Raw genomic sequence first — 25195 nt, 5'->3', positions numbered from 1 at the left:
GCAGGAGGGACAAACATGAAAATTCGCGACATAGGGGTATTATCGGCAGTTATTTTAATTGTAGCGATGCTCATTATCCCTCTACCTCCGTGGATGTTAAGCTTTCTCATTATTGTTAATATATCGCTAGCATTATTGGTTTTATTAACAGCTATGAACATGCAAGAGGCACTTCAATTTTCAATTTTCCCATCATTACTTTTATTACTTACACTGTTTCGCTTAGGATTAAACGTTTCGACTACGCGAGCAATTTTAAGTGGTGGTGAAGCTGGGAATGTAGTTGAAACATTTGGTACCTTCGTTGTAGGTGGCAATATTCTTGTCGGTTTAGTCGTATTCGTAATTTTGATTATTATTCAGTTTATTGTTATTACGAAAGGTTCTGAGCGTGTTTCTGAAGTTGCAGCTCGTTTTACATTAGATGCGATGCCTGGTAAGCAAATGGCGATTGATGCCGATTTAAATGCAGGTTTAATTTCTGAAACAGACGCTCGTCAAAGACGTGAAAAAGTAGGGAATGAAGCAGACTTCTACGGAGCTATGGACGGTGCCACAAAATTTGTGAAAGGGGACGCCATTGCAGGTATTATTATCGTCATCATTAACCTATTAGTAGGTATGATTATCGGTGTTGTGCAAATGGATTTAGAGTTCTCTGAAGCAATACATTTGTTCTCTACTTTAACAGTAGGTGACGGTTTAGTATCACAAATTCCAGCTCTATTAATTTCTACTGCAACAGGTATTGTAGTAACGCGTGCAGCTTCTGATGGTAATTTAAGTACAGATATTACTGGTCAATTGCTTGCTAATCCAAAGTTGCTGTATATAGCTTCAACTACAATTTTTCTGTTAGGAATTGTAACGCCGATTGAGTTAATCTTTACAGTTCCAGTGGCAGGGGTACTGGCATTCATTGCCTACCGTATTAGTCATCAAAAACAAGAAGAAATTGAAGAGTTACAAGAAATTGAAGAAGAAGTGGCTACTGATAATCTGAAAAGTCCAGAAAATGTCATTAATTTATTAAATGTTGATCCAATTGAATTTGAATTTGGATATGGCCTAATACCATTAGTCGATGCAGCACAAGGTGGGGACTTATTGGATCGGGTTGTAATGATTCGACGACAACTTGCTCTTGAGTTAGGGATTGTCATACCAGTTGTTCGTATTCGCGACAATATTCAATTACAACCGAATGAATATCGTATCAAAATAAAGGGAAATGAACTTGCAAATGGTGAACTGCTATTGGATCACTACTTGGCTATGAGTCCTGGAGATGATGATTCGATTGAAGGAATCGATACAGTAGAGCCATCATTTGGTTTACCTGCAAAATGGATTACGGAGCAAGTAAAAGAGGAAGCTGAAATGCTTGGTTATACAGTAGTGGATCCTCCGAGTGTCGTATCCACACATTTAACTGAAATTATTCGTGCAAATGCTTCTGACTTACTTGGTCGTCAAGAAACAAAACAATTAATTGATCATTTAAGAGAATCAGCACCAATTTTAGTAGAAGAGTTAACACCAACACCATTATCAATTGGTGAGATTCAGAAAGTATTGGCGAAATTATTGGAAGAAAATGTTTCGGTTCGTAATTTACCAATCATTTTCGAGACATTAGCAGATTATGCGAAGTTAACATCTGATGTGGATGTGCTGACTGAGTACGTTCGCCAAGCTCTTGCTCGTCAAATAACTACTCAGCATGCAGGCAATCAGCCGGAGTTAAAAGTATTAACTGTTGCTGCTAAAGTGGAAAAAATGATAGCAGACAGTATCCAACAAACGGATCACGGAAACTATTTAGCAATGGATCCACAAGATTCTCAAGCGATACTAGAATCAATTGCGAGAGAAATAGAACGTATTGCATTCTTTGAACAATCACCTGTGATCTTATGCTCACCTGCTGTTCGAATGTATCTACGACAATTGACAGAGAGATATTTCCCTCAAATTCCAATTCTTTCGTATAATGAACTGGAAGCATCAATTGAGATTCAAAGTGTTGGGGTGGTGAATGTTGAATGAAAATGAAAAAATATGTAGCACCGTCAATGCCAGCTGCAATGAAAAAAGTTCGTGCTGATTTTGGTGATGATGCAGTCATTGTCAATTCAAAAGTAGTGTATTCAAAAGGGTTTTTAGGGTTATTTAAAAAGAAAAGTATTGAAGTGGTAGCAGGGCTAGATCGCGCAGAAGTAAGAGAATCTGCGCCTTTTCTAGCTCCAGTTCAGCCTGTGATTGAAAATAGTATTCATTCAGAACAAAATTCTGAAGAAATCAAAAAAGAAATAGCTGATTTGAAATTACTTATGCAATCAATGCAAAGACACTCTGTAGGGGCCAAGTATCCAGATGAACTCTTACCTCTGATTGAACAACTAGAGAAACAGGAGCTAAATCAAGAGCTTGTCACATGTATTGGTGATGAGCTTTTTGCAATTATAAAAAACAGTAAAGGAGATTTATCGCAAGAGGAGCTTCTAAACCTTGCGAAAGAATCTTTAAAAGCTAGTATCGAGCAGCTTTCTTTCGGTGGTATTTCTTATGAAAAAAAATATATAAACGTTTTAGGTCCAACTGGAGTTGGTAAAACCACGACAATTGCCAAAATGGCAGCTAGAGCGGTGCTTGAAAAGAAACAAAAAATAGGTTTTATTACTACTGATACGTATAGAATTGCTGCGATTGAACAATTGAAAACGTATGCGAATTTACTACAAGCACCTGTAGAGATTGTGTACAACAAACAAGACTATGAGCATGCACTGGAAAAATTCGATCATCTAGATTTAATCTTTATCGATACAGCTGGGCGAAACTATAAAGAAGTGAAGTACGTTGAAGATTTACAGGAATTAATAGACTTTGAAAAGAGTATGGAAAGCTATTTAGTCCTATCAATGACATCAAAAGAACGTGATATGGAAACAATTATTCAACAATTTTTGGCATTTCCTATTACTAAATTAATATTTACAAAGCTTGATGAAACAAATTCTATTGGCTCAATGATTAATTTAATGGTTAAATATAATAAAGGACTTGCTTACTATACTACTGGTCAAGAAGTACCAGAAGATATCGAGGAGGCCTCTTTTGAAAGTGTAGTTGAATTGTTCTTTCAAGGGGATAGAAAATGAGAGATCAAGCAGAATCTTTAAGGATGTATATGTTGCGTAGTCAAGGATTAATAGGGAAATCTATTGCAGTTGTAAGTGGTAAAGGTGGCGTTGGGAAAAGTAATTTTACAACGAACTTTTCTAATACTTTAGCCTCCCATGGAAAAAAAGTTGTTATTGTTGATATGGATATCGGGATGGGGAATATTCATATTCTTTTAGGTGAAAGCGCTCGAAAAAGTTTAAAGGACTATCTACACGGAGATTGTTTATTACAAGAGGTCATTTTTGAGGGACCAAATGGTTTGCAGTATATTTCCGGTGGCACGGGGATGATTGGACTTATGGAATGGTCTGAAAAAATGTTTAATCGGTTGATTGAAGCATTTGAAATGTTGCAAAAGTCATTTGATTATATAGTATTCGATATGGGAGCAGGAGCAACTAATTGGTCTTTAGATTTGTTAGTGTCAGTTGAAGATATTATCGTTATTTCCACAACTGAGCCGACATCCATAACAGATGCATATTCCATGATGAAGTATATTCATTTTAAAGACCCGGAAAAAAAGTTCTACCTTCTTTGTAATCGTACTATGGATCAAGAAGAAGGTCCTGATGCCCTTAGACGTTTAAGCCATGCTATGTCAAGGTTTTTGTCAAAGGAAGTCACTATATTAGGGTCTTTACCTGAAGACCCACTTGTAAGGCAAGCTGTGCGCAAACAAGTTCCCTTTTCAATTTTATTTCCAAATGCTCCAATTACAAAAATGTTACGAGATATAACTTATCGTTATATGGAAGATTGCATTGAAGAAGTACATGTACCGCCTAGGACGAATAACTTTTTGTCTAAATTGAAAAGTATTTTTTCGAAAGGTCGTGATGATTAGTTGAACATTTCTCAAACAAAAAAGTTACTCATCGTTGATGACTCTGCTTTTATGAGGAAGCTTATTTCAGATTTTTTTACGGATAGTACTAAAGTACAAGTTATAGGCACTGCTCGTAACGGTAATGATGCATTACGCAAGATTAAAAACCTTAAGCCTGATGTTGTGACTTTGGATGTTGAAATGCCAGAAATGAATGGTTTAGAAGCTCTAAAAAAGATCATGGCAGAATCACCGGTACCAGTAGTTATGCTATCAAGTACGACAGAACGGGGTGCTGAATCGACGTTAGAAGCAATGGCGAACGGGGCGGTTGATTTTATTGCTAAACCAAGTGGTACAATTTCGCTAGATTTACATAAAATCAAGAAAGACCTTGTACATAAAGTTGAACATGCTGCTAATGTACAAGTTTCAAAACTTCGTCAAACAGTTGCCAAACCCAAAACTAAAGTAACTGGAGAAATGAGTAATTCTGGTCTTTTATCACGAAGGTCGCCGAGAGTGCAGCAACAGGAAAGAATTGCTGAAACAGCTGTAACTCAAGTCAAAAAAGAATGGTTATCTCATTCTAAGAAAATGGTACTTATCGGTACTTCAACTGGAGGACCAAGAGCTTTACAAGAAGTCATAACTAAAATACCAGTAACCATCAAAGCACCAATCCTAATTGTACAACATATGCCTGCAGGTTTTACAAAGTCACTATCAAATCGTTTAGATCAACTGTCTAGTATTTCTGTGAAAGAAGCTGAAAATGGTGATATTTTGCAAAATGGAGTTGCTTACATAGCTCCAGGTGGCTACCATATGAAACTTCGTAAAATAGGTATGTCTTATGGCATTGTATTAGATGATCAAGAGCCACCTCGTGGGGGGCATAGACCATCTGTCGACGTACTATTTGAAGATATATGCCAATTCAGTGAAGTGGATAAAGTGGCTGTTATTATGACGGGAATGGGTGCCGATGGAACAAAAGGTTTAATTCAATTAAAGAATACTGGAAAAGTAATTGCTATAACTGAATCTGCTAATACATGCATTGTTTATGGCATGCCTAAAGCAGCTTTTGAAACAGGCTTAGTTGATGAAGTAGCGGATGTAGATGATATTGCAGAAACAGTAATGAAATATTTGCCTTAAAGGGGGCCATTCTATGGATACAAATCAATATTTAGAAGTGTTTATTGACGAAAGTAAAGAGCATCTTCAGTCTTGTAGTGAAAGCCTACTAGAATTAGAGAAAAACCCAGAAGATTTAGCAATTGTGAATGATATTTTCCGTAATGCGCATACATTAAAAGGTATGTCAGCGACAATGGGCTTCGAAGATTTAGCTGATTTAACTCATAAAATGGAAAATGTTTTAGATGCAATTCGTAATGACAAGATTAAAGTAACTCCTGAAATTTTGGATGTTGTCTTTGAATCAGTAGACCATCTTGAAGAAATGGTCAACGATATTGCTAGCGGCGGAGATGGAAAAAAGGATGTAAGTGCAACTGTTGAATCTCTTAAGAAAATAGAATTGGGTGAATCACTTACTAGTGCTACGTCGAATAACGGAGTGGCAGCAACGACAATTGTTGAGTCCGCAGTATTACTTGAATACGATGATTTTGAATTAACAGTCATTCAACAATCGCAAGAACAAGGCTTTATCACATATGAAATTTCAGTTCATCTACGTGAAGATTGTTTATTAAAAGCAGCACGCGTATATATGGTGTTTGAATTACTTGAAAAAATGGGTGATGTTATCAAGTCTTCCCCTTCTGTTGAAAAGCTTGAAGAAGAGCAATTTGATAATGACTTCTATATAGCCATTATTTCAAAAGAGCCAGCTGAAGATATAGAGAAGAAGTTGTTGAAAGTATCTGAAGTCGATCGGGTTATTGTACACCCATTCGATTTCCAAGCCTTAAATCAAGCAATGCTTGGCGCAGTAGAAACCCCACAAGTTGAACAAGTCATTGTCGAACAACCACAGCAACAGGTAGTGAAGAAAGAGTCAGATAATGCTCCTGCTGCCAAGAAGACTCCAGCCAAAAATAGCGGTGGTCACGCAACTAGTAAAACAATTCGTGTAAATATTGAACGACTTGATATTTTAATGAATCTGTTTGAGGAGTTAGTCATTGATCGTGGGCGTTTACAATCAATCGCGTCAGAGTTAAATCATAGCGAATTAAACGAAACTGTTGAAAGAATGTCCCGTATTTCTGGAGATTTGCAAAATATTATTTTAACAATGCGTATGGTACCAGTGGAAACTGTATTTAATCGTTTCCCTAAAATGGTGCGCCAGTTAACGCGTGAATTAAACAAAAAAGTAAATCTAGAAATTGTCGGAGCTGAAACAGAATTAGATCGTACAGTTATTGATGAAATCGGTGATCCTCTTGTTCACTTAATTAGAAATGGTTTAGATCATGGTGTTGAAAGTCCTGAAGTACGTCGTGCAAAAGGTAAACCCGAAGAAGGTACAATAGTCCTTCGTGCGTATCATAGCGGCAATCATGTATTCATCGAATTAGAGGATGACGGTGCGGGTATTAATCGTGAAAAAGTATTGTCTAAAGCAATTTCTAAAGGTGTCGTAACGCCTGAAGTTGCAGCAGCAATGACAGACAATCAAGTTAATGAATTAATCTTATCATCTGGGTTCTCAACAGCAGACGTTATTTCAGACGTATCAGGTCGTGGTGTAGGTCTAGATGTTGTTAAATCAACAATTGAGTCTTTAGGTGGGAATATTACAATCGAATCGACTGAGGGTAAAGGTTCATTATTCTCGATTCAATTACCTTTAACGTTATCTATTATTTCTGTAATGCTTGTGGAAATTGAAAAAGAAATCTATGCAATTCCTTTATCATCAATTATCGAAACATCAATTATTCGCTCTTCGGATATTATGAATGCGCATAATCAAAAAGTAATTGATTTCCGCGGTAAAGTTGTACCTTTAGTATTTTTAGAGGAAATCTTTGAAGTACCACGTAATGAAGCAATGGATGAAGAATTCCATTCGGTGGTTATCGTCCGTAAAGGTGAGAAAATGGCTGGGTTAGTTGTTGATTCATTTATTGGTCAACAAGAAATTGTACTGAAAGCTCTAGGGAATTATTTAACAAATGTTTTTGCTATTTCTGGTGCAACAATTCTCGGTAACGGAAAAGTGGCTTTGATTGTAGATTGTAACGCGCTTATTAAATAATGAAATGATCGAAAGAGGTGTAAATGATGGTAAATACGCTCGATGTAGAAAGTTTGAAAGTAATTGTTTTTCAATTGGCAGATAAAGAGTACGCAATTCCTGTTAGTCAAGTTCAAGGAATTGAAAAAACAATGCATATTACACGTGTTCCAAAGACACCGAGATACGTGAAAGGTGTTATCAACTTACGAGGTGTTGTAACACCAATCATTGATTTACGCGAACGCTTTGACTTGAATACTTCTTTGGATAATGAAACTACTAGAATAATTATTATTTCACTAGATGAAATGGAAGTAGGATTTATCGTTGATGCAGCAAATGATGTAATGGATATTCCGAAAGAATCCATTGAGCCACAACCTGAAGTGGTAGGTTCTTTAGAGGAAGAATTCATTTCAGGTGTTGCGAAAGTCGATAAGCGCCTTCTTATTTTGCTTCATTTAGATAAAGTACTAAATACGTTAAAGTAAAGAAAGGTATGGACCTATGACATTTCATAATAAAATCACGTCATTACATTTAGATGTTTTGAAAGAGATTGGTAACATTGGAGCAGCGCATGCTGCTACCGCTCTTTCATCTTTATTAAATACAAAAATAGATATGCGTGTACCGAAAGTTGAAATGGTGTCATTTAATGAAATGATGGAAAGAGGTGGCGGTGCGGAACAAGTCGTCGCTGGTATCTATTTGAGAATTGAAGGAGATGCAAAAGGTGGGATGTTCTTTATTTTACCGATTGAACAAGCTAATCACTTCATTCAAAAATTAATTCGAGATGAAGGCTTTGATTTCCGCCAATCACCTATTCCAGAATTAGGTTTTTCCGCAATGCAAGAGCTTGGTAATATTTTATCAGGCTCGTATTTATCAGCACTCTCGGATTTCACTAGTTTAAAAATCTATCCAACCCCACCTGCGTTAAGTATAGATATGTTTGGTGCTATTATCAGTTTTGGATTAATCGAAGTATCTCAAGTGAGCGATCATGTTATCGTGATTGATACAACGATTTATGAAGAAAGTATGGGAGATACAGAGACGGTTAGAGGACATTTCTTCTTGTTACCTGATCCCGACTCCTTTGAATCTATTTTTAGAGCATTAGGAGTTTCGTAATATGATAGATAGCCCTAGTGTAGTCAAAGTAGGAATAGCTCAGATGGATGTGGCAACAGCACCTAATACCATCCGGACATCTGGATTAGGTTCGTGTGTAGGGGTAGTATTATATGATGAATCAAAAGGGGTAGCGGGGTTAATTCACGTGATGCTTCCAGATTCCCAACTTGGTAGAACCGACTCGATTAATGTAGCGAAATTTGCTGATACAGGTATTCCTGCCATGGTAAATCAACTGAAACAAGAAGGAATCCAACCTTTTAAGCTAAAAGCAAAAATAGCTGGAGGAGCGCAGATGTTCCAATTTACATCGAGTAGAGATTCTATGAGGATAGGACCTCGTAATGTAGAGGCAGTGAAGCAACAACTAAAAAAACTCTCGATACCTCTTATTGCGGAAGATACTGGTGGTAGTAGTGGTCGAACGATTGAGTTTGATTTACAAACGGCCAAATTAAATATTCGAACAGTAAATCAAGGAGTGAAAGATATATGATGGTTGGCTCAATTTTATGGAATTGTTGGGCTGCTCTGATTGGATTTTCAATTTATTTTTTCACGACATTCCAATCATTTAAGACGCCAACGACGATATTATTTAACTCATTTATTATTGCTTTTGTCGTATTTTTAATAGCGTTTTTAGTACGTTTTATCATTGGATTTGTCTTTTTTTTACCACAATCAGAAGAATCGAGCCTTTCTGAAGGTGAAATTATAGTGAACAATGAACAAACAAAAGAGCAGCAGGCAAGTCAAATGAATAATATTACTGAGGAAAATGCTGAAGAAGTAGCAAAAGTAGTTCAATCCATGATGTTAGAAGACATCAAATGATCATGAATTGCTTGGAAAAGCGGATTTTATACAGTAATGAATTTATATAATAGAGTTACAAATTGTACTTTACTAAATGGGAGGATTCGGCGATGCAACCAACTGTAAATGAAGAGCAGAAGCTTTGGAGTAGCTGGACTGCTGAACGAGATCCTCGTGCAGGAGACTTGCTAATACGAAAGTATATCCCATTAGTATCCTATCACGTACAGCGTATTAGTACCGGCTTACCTAAAAATGTTTCAAGGGATGAATTGACAAGCCTTGGAATGATGGGACTCTTCGATGCATTAAATAAATTTGATCCAACTCGAGATTTGAAATTTGATACATATGCATCATTCCGTGTTCGTGGTGCCATTATTGATGGTCTTAGAAAAGAAGATTGGCTTCCGCGTTCTGCCCGTGAAAAGGCGAAAAAATTAGATGCACAAATTGAATCGTTAGAGCAACGTTTAATGCGTCATGTAACACCAGAGGAACTTGCTGTTACTTTAGACGTAACTGTCGATGATATTTATCAAACAATGCAGGAACACTTTGTTTCAAATGTATTGTCAATGGACGAGCAATCTCAAGAACAGGATGAACATGAAGGGAAATCATTTGTTATTCGTGATGATTCTGTTAAAACACCTGAACAAGAAGTTGTGAAAATGGAATTGTTAGGGGATCTTGCGGACAATATATTAAAGTTAAATGAGAAAGAGCAACTTGTATTAAGTCTGTTTTATACAGAAGAAATGACACTCACAGAAATTGGAGAAATGCTAGAGCTTTCAACCTCGCGTATTTCACAAATCCATTCAAAAGCATTATTTAAACTGCGGAATCTATTATCATCTGAAATGCAAAATGCATAAATGGAGGCATGTTGTATGAGCTTAAAAGGTGTCGAGCTTCAAATAGCAATTCCAAAAACATTTGAAGCTGGTAAAATGGCTGACCAAGCACAACAACAAGTAAACACAAACCAAGACTTAGCTAATGCTGCATTGCAACGCCAAATTGAACGCAATCGTACTTCTGTATTGGAATCCGAGAGTACAGATGAGATTAAAGATGAAGATCCATCTACGAATAGTCAAAGTGGTAATGGCAAGAATGGTAAGAAGCATGAGTCAGAAGAAGAGAACGAAAAAGCTAAACATCCTTATAAAGGCCAATTTGTGGATTTTAGCGGTTAGGAGCAACAATGGTAGCTGCAATACTTGTCTTTTTATTTATTGCGCAAATCATCAGCTTCTTTTTAATTATCATGCTATATACTAAGCTTTCTCGTTTTAAAGATATCGAAATAAAACAAGAGCGCTTAAAAGATGATATGGATAACGCTGTTGGTGCCTATTTGGCTGAAATGCGTGATGAAAACAATCGATTAATCGAAGAACTTTCCAACATTAATATAATGGAAAAAGCAATCAATAGTGAACCAGTAGTACAGCTAATGGAAGTAAAAAAAGATTCAGCTGTACCTGAAAGTGGACAAGAGCAAAAAAGCGAAGAAGCTTTTTTGCTACCAACATTTAGTGCATCAAAAAACGTTGCAGCAAAAGCATACATGCAGAACCAAGCACAACCAACAAAAAAACAGCAACCTTTTGAAGAAGTTCATCGATCAGTAGAAGAGACTGCATCAAATACAGAAATCTCGGTAGAAGAACAAGTCCGAGAACTATATTCTCAAGGTCGATCGATTGAAGAAATTGCAAAATACTTGCAAAAAGGTAAAACAGAAATTGAACTGTTACTTAAGTTTAAACGCTAAATTTGTTGCAGTTAAAAATAATGTGTGATATAGTAGCAAGTGGTGTTACAATACACACGTATTCTGATGTATGGAGCAGGTGCTCTTTTAATAGAGTTACTCTTACAAATGACGAATACGGAGGACAAAAAAACCATTTTCAGGAGGAAACACACATGTCAGTAATTTCTATGAAACAATTACTTGAGGCTGGTGTACATTTCGGTCACCAAACTCGCCGTTGGAACCCAAAAATGAAAAAATTCATTTTTGTTGAACGTAACGGTATCTACATTATCGATTTACAAAAAACTGTTAAAAAATTAGAGGAAGCTTATGACTTCATGCGCCAAGTTGGTGCTGATGGCGGTAAAGTGCTTTTCGTTGGTACGAAAAAACAAGCACAAGAAGCTATCAAAGAAGAAGCAGAGCGTTCTGGTAACTACTATATTAACCAACGTTGGTTAGGTGGTACTTTAACTAACTTCGGTACAATTCAAAAACGTGTTGCGCGTATGAAACAAATCGAAAAAATGGAAGAAGACGGTACTTTCGAAGTTCTTCCTAAAAAAGAAGTTGTTCAACTTAAAAAACAACACGAACGTTTAGTTAAATTCTTAGGTGGTATCCGCGACATGCAAGGTATCCCTGATGTTATGTTCGTAGTAGATCCACGTAAAGAACGTATTGCTGTTGCTGAAGCACGCAAACTAAACATCCCTCTTGTAGGTATTGTTGATACTAACTGTGATCCAGATGAAATCGACTACGTTATTCCTGCAAATGACGATGCAATTCGCGCTGTTAAATTATTAACTGCAAAAATGGCAGACGCTTTGATTGAGTCTAAACAAGGTGAAGAGGAAGCTCCAGCTACTGAAGCTGCAGCAGAGTAATTCACGAGTAAGAAACAGGTGATAAGCGGCTAAACCCTCTTATCGCCTTTTTTTGAGAAAATAAAATTCATAACATGATTACACAAGGAGGAACTAACAATGGCAGTAACTGCACAAATGGTAAAAGAATTACGCGAAAAAACTGGTGCTGGTATGATGGATTGTAAAAAAGCATTAGTACAAGTAGACGGAGATATGGACGCAGCAATCGACTTCTTACGCGAAAAAGGTCTTTCTGCTGCAGCTAAAAAAACAGATCGTATTGCAGCTGAAGGTACAACTTTCATTTTAGAAGAAGGAAACGAAGCTGTACTAGTTGAAGTAAATGCTGAAACTGACTTCGTAGCTAAAAACGAAGGCTTCCAAGTTCTTGTAAAAGAATTAGCGGCGCATCTTCTTGCTACTAAACCTGCTTCAGTTGAAGTGGCTGTAGAATCTACTATGGAAAACGGTTTAAAAGTAGCTGATCACATTTCAAATGCGATTGCTAAAATTGGTGAAAAAATCACTCTTCGTCGTTTTGAAATTGCTACAAAAACTGACGCTGACTCATTCGGACCATACCTACACATGGGCGGTCGTATCGGCGTATTAACTGTAGTTGAAGGTACAACTGATTCTTCAATTGCTAAAGACGTAGCTATGCACGTTGCAGCTTTAAACCCTAAATACATTACTCATGACCAAATTTCTCAAGAAGAAATCGATCATGAGCGTAAAGTATTAACTGAACAAGCTCTTAACGAAGGTAAACCAGAAAACATCGTAGCTAAAATGGTTGAAGGTCGTATTCGTAAATACTTCGAAGAAATTTGTGTTCTTGACCAATCATTCGTTAAAAACCCAGACCAAAAAGTTGGCGATTTCGTTAAAGCTGCTGGCGGTACTTTAAAATCATTCGTACGCTATGAAGTGGGCGAAGGTATTGAAAAACGCGAAGACAACTTTGCTGAAGAAGTAATGAACCAAGTTAAAGGTAACTAATTAATATACATTTAATATATCAAACTAGGGAGCACAGCTTTTCGTGTTCCCTATTTTTCAAGAAAAAAAGTATGACGGAGGTTTCCAATGAGTGTGCCACAATACAAAAGAGTCGTCATCAAATTAAGCGGTGAGGCTTTAGCAGGGGATCAAGGCTTCGGACTTGTACCTAATATCGTAAAATCAGTAGCAGAACAAATTAAAGAAGTTGTGGACCTAGGTGTAGAAGTTGCCCTTGTTGTTGGCGGCGGTAATATTTGGAGAGGTAAAATCGGTAGCGAAATGGGTATGGAACGAGCAAATGCGGACTATATGGGTATGCTAGCTACAGTGATGAACGCTTTAGCATTACAAGATTCATTAGAAAATCTTGGTGTTGAAACACGTGTACAATCTTCAATAGTTATGACACAAGTAGCGGAACCTTATATTCGTCGTAAAGCAGTACGCCATTTAGAGAAAAAACGCGTAGTTATTTTTGCGGCGGGTACAGGTAACCCATACTTCTCGACAGATACAACAGCTGCATTACGTGCTGCTGAAATTAATGCAGATGTAATATTAATGGCGAAAAACAATGTAGATGGTGTATATTCAGCTGATCCAAAAACAAATGCAGATGCAGTAAAATATGATAATCTGACATACTTAGAAGTTATTCAACAAGGATTGCAGGTAATGGATTCTACTGCTTCAACACTTTGTATGGACAATGATATCCCACTCATAGTATTCTCTATAATGGAGAATGGAAATATTAAACGTGCCGTTCAAGGTGAAACTATTGGCACAGTTGTTAGGAGGAATTCGTAATGCCTAAAGAAGTGATGACTCAAGCTAATGAGAAAATGACAAAAACTATTAACGCGTATTCTCGCGAACTAGCTTCAATTCGTGCTGGACGTGCAAACGCTTCACTATTAGACCGAATTTCAGTTGAATATTATGGTGCACCAACACCAATTAATCAATTAGCAGGTGTATCTGTTCCTGAAGCTCGTCTTTTAGTCATTCAACCATATGACAAAACAGTTCTAGGTGACATCGAAAAAGCACTACTGAAATCAGATATTGGTATTACACCAACTAATGATGGGAATATTATTCGTTTAGCAATTCCGGCTTTAACAGAAGAGCGCCGAAAAGAGCTTGTAAAAGTCGTTAAAAAGGCTGCTGAAGATGCTAAAGTTGCAATCCGTAACGTGCGTCGTGATGCAAATGAGGATTTCAAAAAACTCGAAAAAAATGGCGATATTACAGAAGACGATTTACGAGGCTATGCTGATGATGTCCAAAAGGCAACAGACGAAAGCATTGTAAAAGTTGATGAACTTGCTAAAGAAAAAGAGAAAGAAATCATGGCAGTTTAATTTCAAGAACCTTGTTTTCTAAAAGACGTCCTAACTAAGGGGACGTCTTTTTTTTAAACAAGATTAAGGAAAAGAATTCTTATTTTTGATATGATAGATGAAGTATACGTTCCGATTTGTAAGCTAGTGGAGGATTCTAAATGTTGAATAAACTCGTATGGAGAAAATCAGATAAACAAAATCGAAATTTACAGGAACGAATTTCGGATATGGCAGGGGAAATTGTGCCCAAGCACATTGCTATTATTATGGATGGTAATGGTCGTTGGGCAAAAAAACGTGCAATGCCACGTGTAGCTGGTCACCATGAAGGTATGAAAAATGTTCGTAAAATTACAAGGGCTGCAAATACGATTGGCGTGAAGGCTCTTACTTTGTATGCATTCTCAACTGAAAATTGGAAGCGACCGAGATTGGAAGTGGAGTTTTTAATGCGCTTACCTGAGGAATTTTTAACTTCATTTTTACCCGAACTCATGGAACTGAATATTCGAATCGCGATGATTGGAGAAATGAACTCTCTTCCTGAACATACACAAAATGCTGTAAAAAAAGCGATGAAAGACACGGAAAAAAATACAGGTATGGTTTTAAATTTTGCACTTAATTATGGTAGTCGATCTGAGATTGTATCAGCGGTACAACAATTAGTTCAGAAAGCTCAAAATGGTGAAATTGCTGTGGAAGATATTACAGAAGAGAGTATTTCAACGCATTTAATGACTAGTGAGTTACCAGAACCTGATTTATTAATTCGTACAAGCGGAGAGATTCGTTTGAGTAATTTTATGCTTTGGCAGCTAGCATATACTGAATTTTGGTTTACTGACACGCTCTGGCCGGATTTTGACGAACATTCACTTATAGATGCGGTGAACGATTATCAAAAACGTAATCGTCGATACGGAGGACTGAAAGGGGAATAAAACGTGAAACAGCGTATTATCACAGGCGTTATTGCTGCTGCGCTATTTATACCATTTGTTGTTTTGGGAGGACTCCCATTTTCGTTATTAGTATATGTGATGGCAGCAGTTGGTCTGTATGAAATTTTACGAATGAAAGGCATTTCGCTGTTTTCAGTGCAAGGCATTTTATCATTATTAACAATGTTTATTTTGCTAATGCCAAATGATTGGGAAGCAAAAGTTCTAGAAGTAACATCTTATTCGAAAATGGAATTTCTATTTCTAGGTGCTATTCTATTGCTAATTTATACAGTGCTAATTAAAAACAAGTTCACTTTTGATGATGTAGGATTTGTTATTATAAGCGTGCTTTATGTAGGTTTGGGATTCCACTATTTGATTGAAACACGAATAGAAGGGTTAGAATATGTTATCTATGCCTTAGTTATCGTGTGGACAACTGACTCAGGAGCTTATTTTGTAGGGCGCAAGCTTGGAAAAAACAAATTATGGCCAGAAATTTCGCCGAATAAAACAATTGAAGGGTTTGTAGGTGGGATTGTTACAGCAATTGTCATTGCAATACTATTCCAGCTGATTGTTGGTATTGAAACAACGTATGTCACATTAATTATTGTAACGATTATTGCTTCTATTTTTGGTCAAATGGGTGACTTAGTAGAATCAGCTATTAAACGTCATTATGATGTAAAAGACTCAGGTAAAATATTACCTGGACATGGCGGTATTTTAGACCGTTTTGATAGCTTATTATTTGTATTACCATTGTTGCATTTCTTGCACTTTGTTGGATGAAGAAGGAGATTATTTTGATGAAATCAATTAGTTTACTAGGCGCAACAGGATCTATTGGTATTCAAACTTTGGATATTGTGAAGGACCATAAAGATTCGTTTCAACTTGTAGCCTTCTCAGCAGGAAAAAATATTGAAAAAACACGTGAAATTGTAAGGGAATTTAAACCCCTAATCGTTTCAGTACAGCTTGAGGAAGATGCAACAGCTTTGCAAAAAGAGTTTCCTAAAACTGATTTTGTATTTGGGACACAGGGCTTAATAGACGTAGCTACTTGCCCAGAAGCTGATGTGTTAGTCAATGCCGTATTAGGAAGCGTTGGCCTAGAGCCAACACTAGCAGCAATTAGAGCTAGAAAGAATATTGCTATTGCTAATAAGGAAACATTAGTAACTGCGGGTCATATAGTAATGTCGGAAGCCAAAAAATATGGCGTGGCAATTCTCCCAGTAGATAGTGAACATTCGGCTTTATGGCAATCGATGCACGGTGAAAATCGCAAAGATATTTCTCGTTTAATATTAACTGCTTCAGGTGGTAGTTTCCGGGATCAAACGCGTGAAGATTTGAAAAATGTTTCTTTAAAAGAAGCTTTAAATCATCCAAACTGGTCAATGGGAGCTAAAATTACAATTGATTCAGCAACATTGATGAATAAAGGGCTTGAAGTCATTGAAGCGGCAGTGTTATATGATGTGGATTATGATAATATTGACGTGTTAATACATAGAGAAAGTATTATTCACTCAATGGTTGAATATCATGATACTAGTATTATGGCTCAACTAGGGACACCTGATATGCGAACACCAATTCAATATGCACTTAGTTTTCCAGAGCGATTACCACGTTCAACCGCAGAACGTCTTGATTTGGCGAAGATATCTCAATTACATTTTGAAAATGTAGATTTAAAACGTTTCCGCTGCCTTGATTTCGCATATCAAGCAGGTCGAATGGGAGGGACAATTCTTACAGCCATGAATGCGGCAAACGAAGCAGCTGTTGGAGCATTTTTGCAAGAGAAGATTAGATTCTTGGAAATTGAAGATCTTATTGAACGAATTATGGACAAACACGTGAACATTTTACAACCTGATTTAGAAACTATTTTACACGTAGACAAAGAAACGAGAAAATCAGTTCAAAGCATGATAAAATAACTACAGAATTGAATGATATTTTTTCAAGCTGAAGAAGGTGGGATTCCATGCAATCAATTATTGCATTCATAGTAGTGTTCGGCTCAATTGTATTCTTTCATGAGTTAGGTCACTTTATTTTTGCCAAACGTACAGGGATTTTAGTTAGAGAATTTGCAATAGGCTTTGGTCCTAAAATTTTATTTATTACAAAAGGTGAAACACTGTATACAATTCGATTACTTCCACTTGGAGGTTATGTCCGCATGGCTGGCGACGATATGGATAATATCGAGCTACAACCTGGGTACAGAATCGGTATGCAATTGAATGACAAAGATGAAATTGAGAAAATCGTTTTAAATCAAAATAAGCAACTACCAGATATGCTGTTCTTGGAAGTTGAAAAAGCAGATTTACAAAAGGAATTGTGGATTGAAGGCTATGACGAAGACGAAAATCTTGTGCGTTATGAAGTAGCACGCGATGCAGTTATTAATGAAAACGGCACTGAAACAATTATTGCCCCTTATGATCGCCAGTTCAATTCGAAATCATTAGGTAAACGTGCAATCACGATTTTTGCAGGTCCATTATTTAACTTTATTCTTTCGTGTATAATCTTCATTGTTATTGGATTAGTTCAGGGTATTCCAACTAATGAGCCAATTATTGCTGATGTAGTAAAAGGTAGTCCAGCTCAAACCGCTGGTATAGCAAAAGGGGACGTCGTTACAGCTATAAATGGTAAAGCGATTGACACTTGGCAAGAACTATCTGAAGCTATTCAAAATAGCCCGAAAAAAGAAATGACTTTGGATGTACAACGCGGGGGAGAAAAAGCTCAAATTACATTAACTCCAAAAGAAGTTGTAGTAAATGAACAAAAAATGGGACAAATAGGTGTACAATATTCAAGTCCAATGGAAAAAAATCCACTTAAAGCATTCTCATACGGTGTGGAACAAACTTATACATGGACAATGAAAATCTTTGAATTATTAGGTATGCTCGTAACAGGTAAATTTACACTGGATGCATTATCTGGTCCTGTAGGTATATACAAAGCAACTGAAGAAGTAGCTAAATATGGTTGGACAAATGTCATGAACTGGGCAGCTATTTTAAGTATCAATCTAGGAATCATGAATTTACTACCATTACCAGCTTTAGATGGTGGACGACTATTATTCTTCGGTTTTGAAGCTATACGTGGTAAACCGGTTGATCGTCAAAAAGAAGGCATGGTTCACTTCGTTGGTATTATGTTGCTAATGATTTTAATGATTGTCGTTACTTGGAACGATATTCAAAGGTTCTTCTTTTAATAAGTAATTATAAATAACGCAAAAAGGTGTGGTTTTTATGAAACAAAGCAAAACATTTATCCCAACCTTACGTGAAATACCAGCTGATGCTGACGTTAAGTCTCACCAGCTATTATTACGTGCAGGTTTTATTCGTCAAAATACAAGTGGTGTCTATTCATATTTACCACTAGGTACAAAAGTACTTAAAAAAATAGAACAAATTGTTCGCGAAGAAATGGAAGCAATCGATGCTGTCGAACTGTTAATGCCTGCTTTGCAACAAGCTGAGCTATGGCAAGAAACTGGACGTTGGGAAGCATACGGCCCAGAGTTAATGCGTTTGAAAGACCGTCATAACCGTGATTTTGCATTGGGAGCTACACATGAAGAAGTTATTACTTCTTTAGTTCGTGATGAAGTAAAATCTTATAAAAAACTACCATTAACACTTTATCAAATTCAAAATAAATTCCGTGATGAAAAGCGCCCTCGTTTTGGATTATTACGTGGTCGTGAATTCGTTATGAAAGATGCATATTCATTCCATGCTACACGTGAAAGTTTAGATGAAACATATAATGATATGGTAAAAGCTTATACGAATATTTTCACTCGCCTTGGTTTGAACTTCCGCTCAGTTATCGCAGATTCTGGTTCAATAGGTGGTAAAGATACACATGAATTCATGGTGTTATCTGAAATTGGAGAAGATACAATTGCTTTCTCAGATGAATCAGGTTTTGCTGCGAATATTGAAATGGCTGAAGTAAACGTAGAGTATAGTCATTCAAATGAAGATATGAAGGAACTTGAAAAAGTTTCTACCCCTGACCAAAAATCAATCGACGAGATTGTTGAATTCTTAAAAGTATCACCTGAATCTTGTATTAAATCATTAGTGTTTAATGTAGATGACGAACTAGTTGTTGTATTAGCTCGTGGAGATCATGAAATTAACGATATTAAATTAAAAAACGCACTTGATGCACAATCTGTTGAATTGGCAGATGACAAAGTTATTTTCGATTTATTAGGTAGTCATGTTGGTTCTCTAGGACCTGTAAAACTACCGATTAATGTGAAAGTTATTGCGGATAATGCCATTAAATCTATTCGTAACGGGGTATGTGGTGCAAATGAAGATGGCTTCCACTATATCAATGTAAATCCAGGTCGTGACTTTGCAATTGATCGTTATGAAGATTTACGCTTTATCCAAGTTGGCGACCCATCTCCAGACGGTAAGGGGACAATTAAATTTGCTGAAGGTATTGAAGTTGGACATGTATTCAAACTAGGTACAACATATAGTGACTCAATGAAAGCAACTTTCTTGGATGAGAATGGACGAGCTCAATCATTTATCATGGGTTGTTATGGTATCGGTGTATCTCGTGCTCTAGCTGCAGTTGCAGAACAATTCCAGGATAGCTATGGTTTTGTTTGGCCAAAACAAATTGCGCCGTATGATATTCACTTAATTTCAGTGAATGAAAAAGATGAAGCACAAAAGAACTTAACTGAGGAAACGTACAAATTGCTACAATCATATCGTTATGATGTGCTATATGATGATCGTAAAGAGCGTGCGGGCGTTAAATTCGCAGACGCAGATTTAATTGGTTTACCAGTACGTGTTACAATTGGTAAAAAAGCTTCAGAAGGTATTTTAGAAGTGAAATTTAGACAATCGGGTGAAACATTCGAATGGGCTAAAGAAGAGTTAGTCGATCGCTTGAATAACTTTTTTCACGCTGAGTAATGTCGAATGAGTCAAGAGGGGAAGTACTTTAATGTACTTCTTTTCTTTTTTTACAGAAGGTAGGTGGGAATATGACGAATGAGCAAGACGCAAAGTTGAAATTTCAACTACTGCTCCAACAAATTGATTTAACTGAAGACGTGTATATGCCTTATTTTGAAGCTGCAGAATTAGCTAGAATGACCGTACACAAAAAAGAACGCGTTTGGCGATTTTCGCTCAAACTGGCTGCAATCTTACCATTTCGTGTATATCGCGAATTTGAAACACGCTTAACAAAAGCATTTTCGCAAATTGCACAAATTGAATTAGATTTTGAAGCTCCTCAACAAACAATTACAAAAGAATTAGTGACAGATTATTGGTTAAAAGTAATCGAAGACATTGATGAACTATCACCTCCATTAAGGGAAGGTTTAGTGAAACAGCTGCCGGAGTGGAATGGTCAGAAAATGATGATTACATGTCAGCAAGAACTAGAAATGATGACACTCAAGAAGAAGTATACAGATATTATTGCAAATGCTTATGAAATATACGGATTCCCGCATATGGCAATTGATTTTCAACTAAATGAATCAACTGAAGCTTTAGCGGAAGCCCAAATTGCCTTTTTAGAACAGCGCCGTCTAGAAGAAGAAGCTTTTGCCAAAAAAGCAGTTGAGGATATGCAAAAGCGTGAAAAAGAACGCAAGGATAATCCGAGTGGTGTAGACGTTTCAGACCGTCCATTCCAACTAGGAATTCCAATAAAGCCGGATGAAGCAATGATGGAGATTCAACAAATTCAAGATGAAGAACGTCGCATCACTATTGAGGGATTTGTTTTCGATGCAGAAGTGAAAGAGTTACGTAGTGGGCGATCTCTTTTGACATTGAAAATTACTGACTATACGGATTCTATTTTAGTGAAAATGTTCTCTAGAGATAAAGAGGACGCTGCACTTATGCAGCAGGCTAAAAAGGGAATGTGGGTAAAGGCACGTGGATCTGTTCAAAATGATACATTTGTTCGTGATTTAATAGTTATGGCACAAGATATTATGGAGATAAAACCTATCTTACGTAAAGATACTTCCCCAGAAGGTGAAAAGCGTGTCGAGCTACATCTTCATACGCCGATGAGTCAAATGGATGCTGTTACATCTGTTGAAGCGCTAGTCGCGCAAGCTGCAAAATGGGGACACCCTGCAATTGCAATCACAGATCATGCCGTTGCTCAATCTTTTCCAGATGCTTATAATGCGGGTAAGAAGCATGGAATTAAGATTCTATATGGTTTAGAAGCCAATTTAGTAGATGATGGTGTACCTATTGCATATGATGAACAGCACCGCTTACTTGAAACAGATACATTTGTTGTTTTTGACGTAGAAACAACTGGGTTATCTGCTGCATACGATACAATTATTGAACTTGCCGCTGTTAGAATCGTGAATGGTGAAGTTGTCGATACCTTTGAGAGTTTTGCTAACCCTCATCATCCCCTTTCTGCAACAACCATCGAACTAACAGGTATTACTGATGATATGGTCAGAAATGCACCAGAAGTTGTGGATATGATAAAGAAATTCCATGAATTTATTGGTGATGGAATTGTTGTTGCTCACAATGCATCATTCGATATAGGTTTCTTATATGAGGCCTATAGAAAAGCGGGTATTGATGAGATGCATCATCCTGTTATTGACACGCTGGAGTTAGCGCGTTTTTTACATCCTGAAATGAAGAACCACAGATTAAATTCTCTATGTAAAAAGTTCAATATAGAACTAACGCAACATCACCGTGCCATTTATGATACAGAAGCTACTGGATTCTTACTTTTACATCTCTTAAAAGAAGCAGATGAGAAAGGGATTAAGTATCACGATGATTTTAACAAAAACATCGGTGGAGGCGATTCATATAAACGAGCTCGTCCTACACACTGTACAATTTTAGCTACTGATAATATCGGTCTGAAGAATCTCTTTAAACTGATTAGCTTTTCACATACGCAAACTTTTTACCGTGTCCCTCGTCTTACACGATCAATGTTAACGAAGTACCGAGAAGGTTTAATTATTGGTTCTGCTTGCGATAAAGGGGAAGTTTTCACAACAGTTATGCAAAAATCAATGGAAGAAGCAGAACAAGTTGCAAAATTCTATGATTATTTAGAAGTGCATCCAAAAGCTGTGTATTCACATTTGATTGATAGTGAGCTTGTACGTGATGAATGGAACTTAGAAGATATCATCCGCAAAGTAGTCAAGTTAGGGAAAAAATTAGACAAGCCTGTTGTAGCAACAGGAAATGTACACTATTTAAATGAGAATGATGCTATATTCCGTCAAATATTAATACGTTCACAAGGTGGGGCAAACCCATTGAATCGTCATACGTTACCAAAAGTACATTTCCGTACGACTAACGAAATGCTAGATGCATTTGCTTTTTTAGGTGACGACATTGCAAAAGAGATTGTAGTAACAAACCCTCAGAAAATCGCAAACATGATTGGTGATGTGAAACCGGTAAAAGACGATCTTTATACACCTAAAATTGAAGGTGCTGATGAGGAAGTACGTAATATGAGTTATGATATGGCACATTCAATTTACGGACCTAACTTACCAGAGGTTGTTGAAGCTCGTCTTGAGAAAGAATTAAAATCGATTATTGGTCACGGATTCGCTGTTATTTATTTAATCTCACATAAGCTTGTAAAGAAATCATTAAATGATGGTTACCTGGTAGGTTCAAGGGGGTCGGTCGGTTCATCACTTGTTGCAACAATGATGGAAATTACTGAAGTAAACCCTTTACCACCACACTATGTATGTCCTAATTGTCAGCATGCAGAATTTTTTGATGACGGTTCGGTTGGTTCAGGTTTTGACTTACCAAATAAGGATTGTTCTGAATGTGGTAAACCTTATCAAAAAGACGGCCACGATATTCCTTTCGAAACCTTCCTTGGATTTAAAGGAGATAAAGTTCCCGATATCGACCTTAACTTTAGCGGTGAATATCAACCACAAGCCCACAACTATACGAAAGTATTATTTGGTGAAGAGTATGTGTATCGTGCAGGAACAATTGGTACTGTCGCAGAGAAAACTGCTTATGGCTATGTAAAAGGATATGCAAGTGACAATAACTTAAATTATCGTGGTGCAGAAGTTGATCGACTTGTACAAGGTTGTACGGGAGTTAAACGAACAACAGGGCAACACCCTGGAGGTATTATCGTAGTACCTGATTATATGGATATTTACGATTTCTCGCCTATTCAGTTCCCGGCAGATGCACAAGATTCTGAATGGAAAACAACTCATTTCGACTTCCACTCAATCCATGATAACGTCCTAAAACTAGATATACTTGGGCATGATGACCCGACAGTTATTCGTATGTTACAAGATTTATCAGGGATTGATCCTAAAACAATCCCCACTGATGATACAGAGGTTATGCAAATTTTTAATGGTCCAGAGTCACTAGGGGTAACAGCAGAGCAAATTAATTGTAAAACAGGTACTTTAGGTATTCCTGAGTTTGGTACACGATTTGTTCGTCAAATGTTAGAAGAAACGAAACCGTCTACATTCTCAGAACTTGTCCAAATTTCTGGATTGTCTCATGGTACTGATGTTTGGTTAGGGAATGCTAGTGAGTTAATCCAAAATGGTACTTGTGTGTTATCAGAAGTAATCGGTTGTCGTGATGATATTATGGTGTATTTAATCTATCAAGGATTAGAGCCGTCATTAGCCTTTAAAATTATGGAGTCAGTACGTAAAGGGAAAGGCTTATCAGAAGAATTTGAAGCAGAAATGAAAGCAAATAAAGTACCTGGGTGGTACATTGACTCATGTAAGAAAATCAAATACATGTTCCCAAAAGCTCATGCTGCTGCGTATGTATTAATGGCAGTGCGTATTGCATACTTTAAAGTACATTTACCAATTCTATATTATTGTGCATACTTTAGTGTTCGTGCTTCAGATTTCGATCTTATCGCTATGGTAAATGGTTCGCAGATGATTAAGTCAAAAATTGATGAAATCGATGCAAAAGGGTTAGAAGCTTCTACGAAAGAAAAGAGCTTGCTAACTGTCCTTGAACTTTCTTTAGAAATGTGCGAACGCGGTTATCATTTCCAAAAGGTTGATTTGTATCGTTCAAATGCGACGGAATTTGTTATCGATGGTGATAGTTTAATTCCTCCTTTTAATGCAATTCCAGGTCTTGGTAACAACGTTGCATTTGCCATTGTAAAAGCTCGGGAAGATGGCGAGTTCTTATCAAAAGAAGATTTACAATTACGAGGACGAGTATCGAAAACATTAATTGAATATATGGATAAACTAGGTTGTTTAGAAGGTATGCCAGATGCTAACCAACTCTCTCTGTTCTAGGGTTTATTTGCATTTCGGGCTATAATGTGCTATCATTTATTTAATTAATTTGTTGATAGAACGCTAGCAAAAGAGTGGGATTTCCCGCTCTTTTCTGTTGTTATGACAACATGAAGTGAGTCAGGAGGATTGTATGAGCAAAGTTATCTCAGCAGTGGAACAACTTGCAACGCCTATAGTAGAAGGGTTAAACCTTGAATTAGTCGAAGTTGAATTCGTTAAAGAGGGTCGCGATTGGTTTTTGCGCGTTTACATTGATACTCCTGAAGGAAGCATTGACATTGAACAATGTGCTCAAGTAAGTGAATTATTAAGTTTAAAGTTGGATGAATCTGATCCAATTGAACAAAATTATTTCCTTGAAGTGTCATCTCCAGGAGCAGAAAGACCGTTAAAAAAAGAAGCTGATTTTGAAAAAGCTATCGGTCAATTCGTGCATATTAGATCATATGAAGCCATTAACGGTATGAAAGTATTTGAAGGTTATTTAAGATCTTATACAGACGCAGGTGTAGAACTTGACGTTAAGATTAAAACAAGAAAAATTAAGGTCGTTATCGATAAAGATAAAATAGCATTAGCTCGTTTAGCAATCGATTTTTCCGCAGAAAGTTAATAGTAGGAGTGAAATAG

The 25195-nt window shown here is 36.9% G+C and carries 23 protein-coding genes; all 23 read left to right on the top strand.

Features of this window, described 5'->3' with window-relative positions:
- Positions 1 to 15: 15 nt before the first annotated feature.
- The 23 genes from flhA (at position 16) to rimP (ending at position 25178) form a co-directional block, all read left to right on the top strand.
- A complete protein-coding gene (gene flhA, locus ACZLO7_RS17320; protein ID WP_464937377.1) occupies positions 16 to 2049 on the top strand; it encodes a flagellar biosynthesis protein FlhA in 2034 nt (677 codons plus the stop codon).
- Positions 2046 to 3164 carry a flagellar biosynthesis GTPase FlhF gene (gene flhF / locus ACZLO7_RS17315; RefSeq protein ID WP_464937378.1) on the top strand — a complete coding sequence of 373 codons (1119 nt, stop codon included), beginning with the start codon at positions 2046 to 2048 and terminating at the stop codon, positions 3162 to 3164. Before flhA ends, flhF begins: the two co-directional genes overlap by 4 nt.
- Positions 3161 to 4036: a MinD/ParA family protein gene (locus ACZLO7_RS17310; protein ID WP_464937379.1), complete on the top strand. Its 876-nt coding sequence runs from the start codon at positions 3161 to 3163 to the stop codon at positions 4034 to 4036. Before flhF ends, ACZLO7_RS17310 begins: the two co-directional genes overlap by 4 nt.
- A 51-nt stretch (positions 4037 to 4087) precedes the next feature.
- A complete protein-coding gene (locus tag ACZLO7_RS17305; RefSeq protein WP_464937522.1) occupies positions 4088 to 5182 on the top strand; it encodes a protein-glutamate methylesterase/protein-glutamine glutaminase in 1095 nt (364 codons plus the stop codon).
- A 13-nt stretch (positions 5183 to 5195) separates the two neighbouring features.
- Entirely contained in the window at positions 5196 to 7259 is a 2064-nt protein-coding gene (locus tag ACZLO7_RS17300) for a chemotaxis protein CheA (RefSeq protein ID WP_464937380.1), read from the top strand.
- Positions 7260 to 7285: 26 nt separating this feature from the next.
- On the top strand, positions 7286 to 7732 hold the full coding sequence (locus tag ACZLO7_RS17295) for a chemotaxis protein CheW (RefSeq protein WP_464937523.1): 447 nt from the start codon (positions 7286 to 7288) through the stop codon (positions 7730 to 7732).
- A 16-nt stretch (positions 7733 to 7748) separates the two neighbouring features.
- The gene (locus ACZLO7_RS17290) at positions 7749 to 8381 is read left to right on the top strand and encodes a chemotaxis protein CheC (RefSeq protein ID WP_464937381.1); all 633 of its coding nucleotides are present in this window, start codon (positions 7749 to 7751) and stop codon (positions 8379 to 8381) included.
- A 1-nt stretch (position 8382) separates the two neighbouring features.
- A complete protein-coding gene (locus tag ACZLO7_RS17285; RefSeq protein ID WP_464937382.1) occupies positions 8383 to 8880 on the top strand; it encodes a chemotaxis protein CheD in 498 nt (165 codons plus the stop codon).
- A complete protein-coding gene (locus ACZLO7_RS17280; protein ID WP_464937383.1) occupies positions 8877 to 9221 on the top strand; it encodes a hypothetical protein in 345 nt (114 codons plus the stop codon). Before ACZLO7_RS17285 ends, ACZLO7_RS17280 begins: the two co-directional genes overlap by 4 nt.
- A gap of 92 nt (positions 9222 to 9313) precedes the next feature.
- Positions 9314 to 10084 (top strand): FliA/WhiG family RNA polymerase sigma factor, encoded by a 771-nt coding sequence (locus tag ACZLO7_RS17275; protein ID WP_464937384.1) that lies wholly within the window; start codon positions 9314 to 9316, stop codon positions 10082 to 10084.
- Between the two features lie 15 nt (positions 10085 to 10099).
- The gene (locus ACZLO7_RS17270; RefSeq protein ID WP_464937385.1) at positions 10100 to 10408 is read left to right on the top strand and encodes an RNA polymerase subunit sigma; all 309 of its coding nucleotides are present in this window, start codon (positions 10100 to 10102) and stop codon (positions 10406 to 10408) included.
- 8 nt (positions 10409 to 10416) lie between these two features.
- Complete coding sequence (locus ACZLO7_RS17265; protein ID WP_464937386.1) at positions 10417 to 10989, top strand: hypothetical protein; 573 nt, start codon at positions 10417 to 10419, stop codon at positions 10987 to 10989.
- 155 nt (positions 10990 to 11144) lie between these two features.
- Positions 11145 to 11864 carry a 30S ribosomal protein S2 gene (gene rpsB, locus ACZLO7_RS17260; RefSeq protein WP_427748919.1) on the top strand — a complete coding sequence of 240 codons (720 nt, stop codon included), beginning with the start codon at positions 11145 to 11147 and terminating at the stop codon, positions 11862 to 11864.
- Between the two features lie 99 nt (positions 11865 to 11963).
- Positions 11964 to 12848 carry a translation elongation factor Ts gene (gene tsf, locus ACZLO7_RS17255; protein WP_427732482.1) on the top strand — a complete coding sequence of 295 codons (885 nt, stop codon included), beginning with the start codon at positions 11964 to 11966 and terminating at the stop codon, positions 12846 to 12848.
- Positions 12849 to 12935: 87 nt separating this feature from the next.
- Positions 12936 to 13661: a UMP kinase gene (gene pyrH / locus ACZLO7_RS17250; RefSeq protein WP_038184190.1), complete on the top strand. Its 726-nt coding sequence runs from the start codon at positions 12936 to 12938 to the stop codon at positions 13659 to 13661.
- Positions 13661 to 14218: a ribosome recycling factor gene (gene frr, locus ACZLO7_RS17245; protein ID WP_464937387.1), complete on the top strand. Its 558-nt coding sequence runs from the start codon at positions 13661 to 13663 to the stop codon at positions 14216 to 14218. The genes pyrH and frr overlap by 1 nt, the downstream gene beginning before the upstream one ends.
- Positions 14219 to 14358: 140 nt before the next feature.
- A complete protein-coding gene (gene uppS, locus ACZLO7_RS17240; protein WP_464937388.1) occupies positions 14359 to 15144 on the top strand; it encodes an undecaprenyl pyrophosphate synthase in 786 nt (261 codons plus the stop codon).
- 3 nt (positions 15145 to 15147) lie between these two features.
- On the top strand, positions 15148 to 15942 hold the full coding sequence (locus ACZLO7_RS17235) for a phosphatidate cytidylyltransferase (protein WP_464937389.1): 795 nt from the start codon (positions 15148 to 15150) through the stop codon (positions 15940 to 15942).
- Between the two features lie 17 nt (positions 15943 to 15959).
- Positions 15960 to 17105 (top strand): 1-deoxy-D-xylulose-5-phosphate reductoisomerase, encoded by a 1146-nt coding sequence (locus ACZLO7_RS17230; protein ID WP_464937390.1) that lies wholly within the window; start codon positions 15960 to 15962, stop codon positions 17103 to 17105.
- 47 nt (positions 17106 to 17152) lie between these two features.
- Complete coding sequence (gene rseP / locus ACZLO7_RS17225; RefSeq protein WP_464937391.1) at positions 17153 to 18412, top strand: RIP metalloprotease RseP; 1260 nt, start codon at positions 17153 to 17155, stop codon at positions 18410 to 18412.
- A 37-nt stretch (positions 18413 to 18449) separates the two neighbouring features.
- Positions 18450 to 20156, top strand: a complete 1707-nt coding sequence (locus tag ACZLO7_RS17220; protein WP_464937392.1) for a proline--tRNA ligase — start codon at positions 18450 to 18452, stop codon at positions 20154 to 20156.
- Between the two features lie 71 nt (positions 20157 to 20227).
- On the top strand, positions 20228 to 24562 hold the full coding sequence (locus ACZLO7_RS17215) for a PolC-type DNA polymerase III (protein WP_464937393.1): 4335 nt from the start codon (positions 20228 to 20230) through the stop codon (positions 24560 to 24562).
- 133 nt (positions 24563 to 24695) lie between these two features.
- A complete protein-coding gene (rimP, locus tag ACZLO7_RS17210) occupies positions 24696 to 25178 on the top strand; it encodes a ribosome maturation factor RimP (protein ID WP_427748901.1) in 483 nt (160 codons plus the stop codon).
- Positions 25179 to 25195: the final 17 nt, after the last annotated feature.

It is taken from the genome of Viridibacillus sp. d25.2, assembly GCF_055456015.2.
Note: the sequence above shows the minus strand (reverse complement) of the source record. Positions and strands in the feature narration are given on the sequence as shown.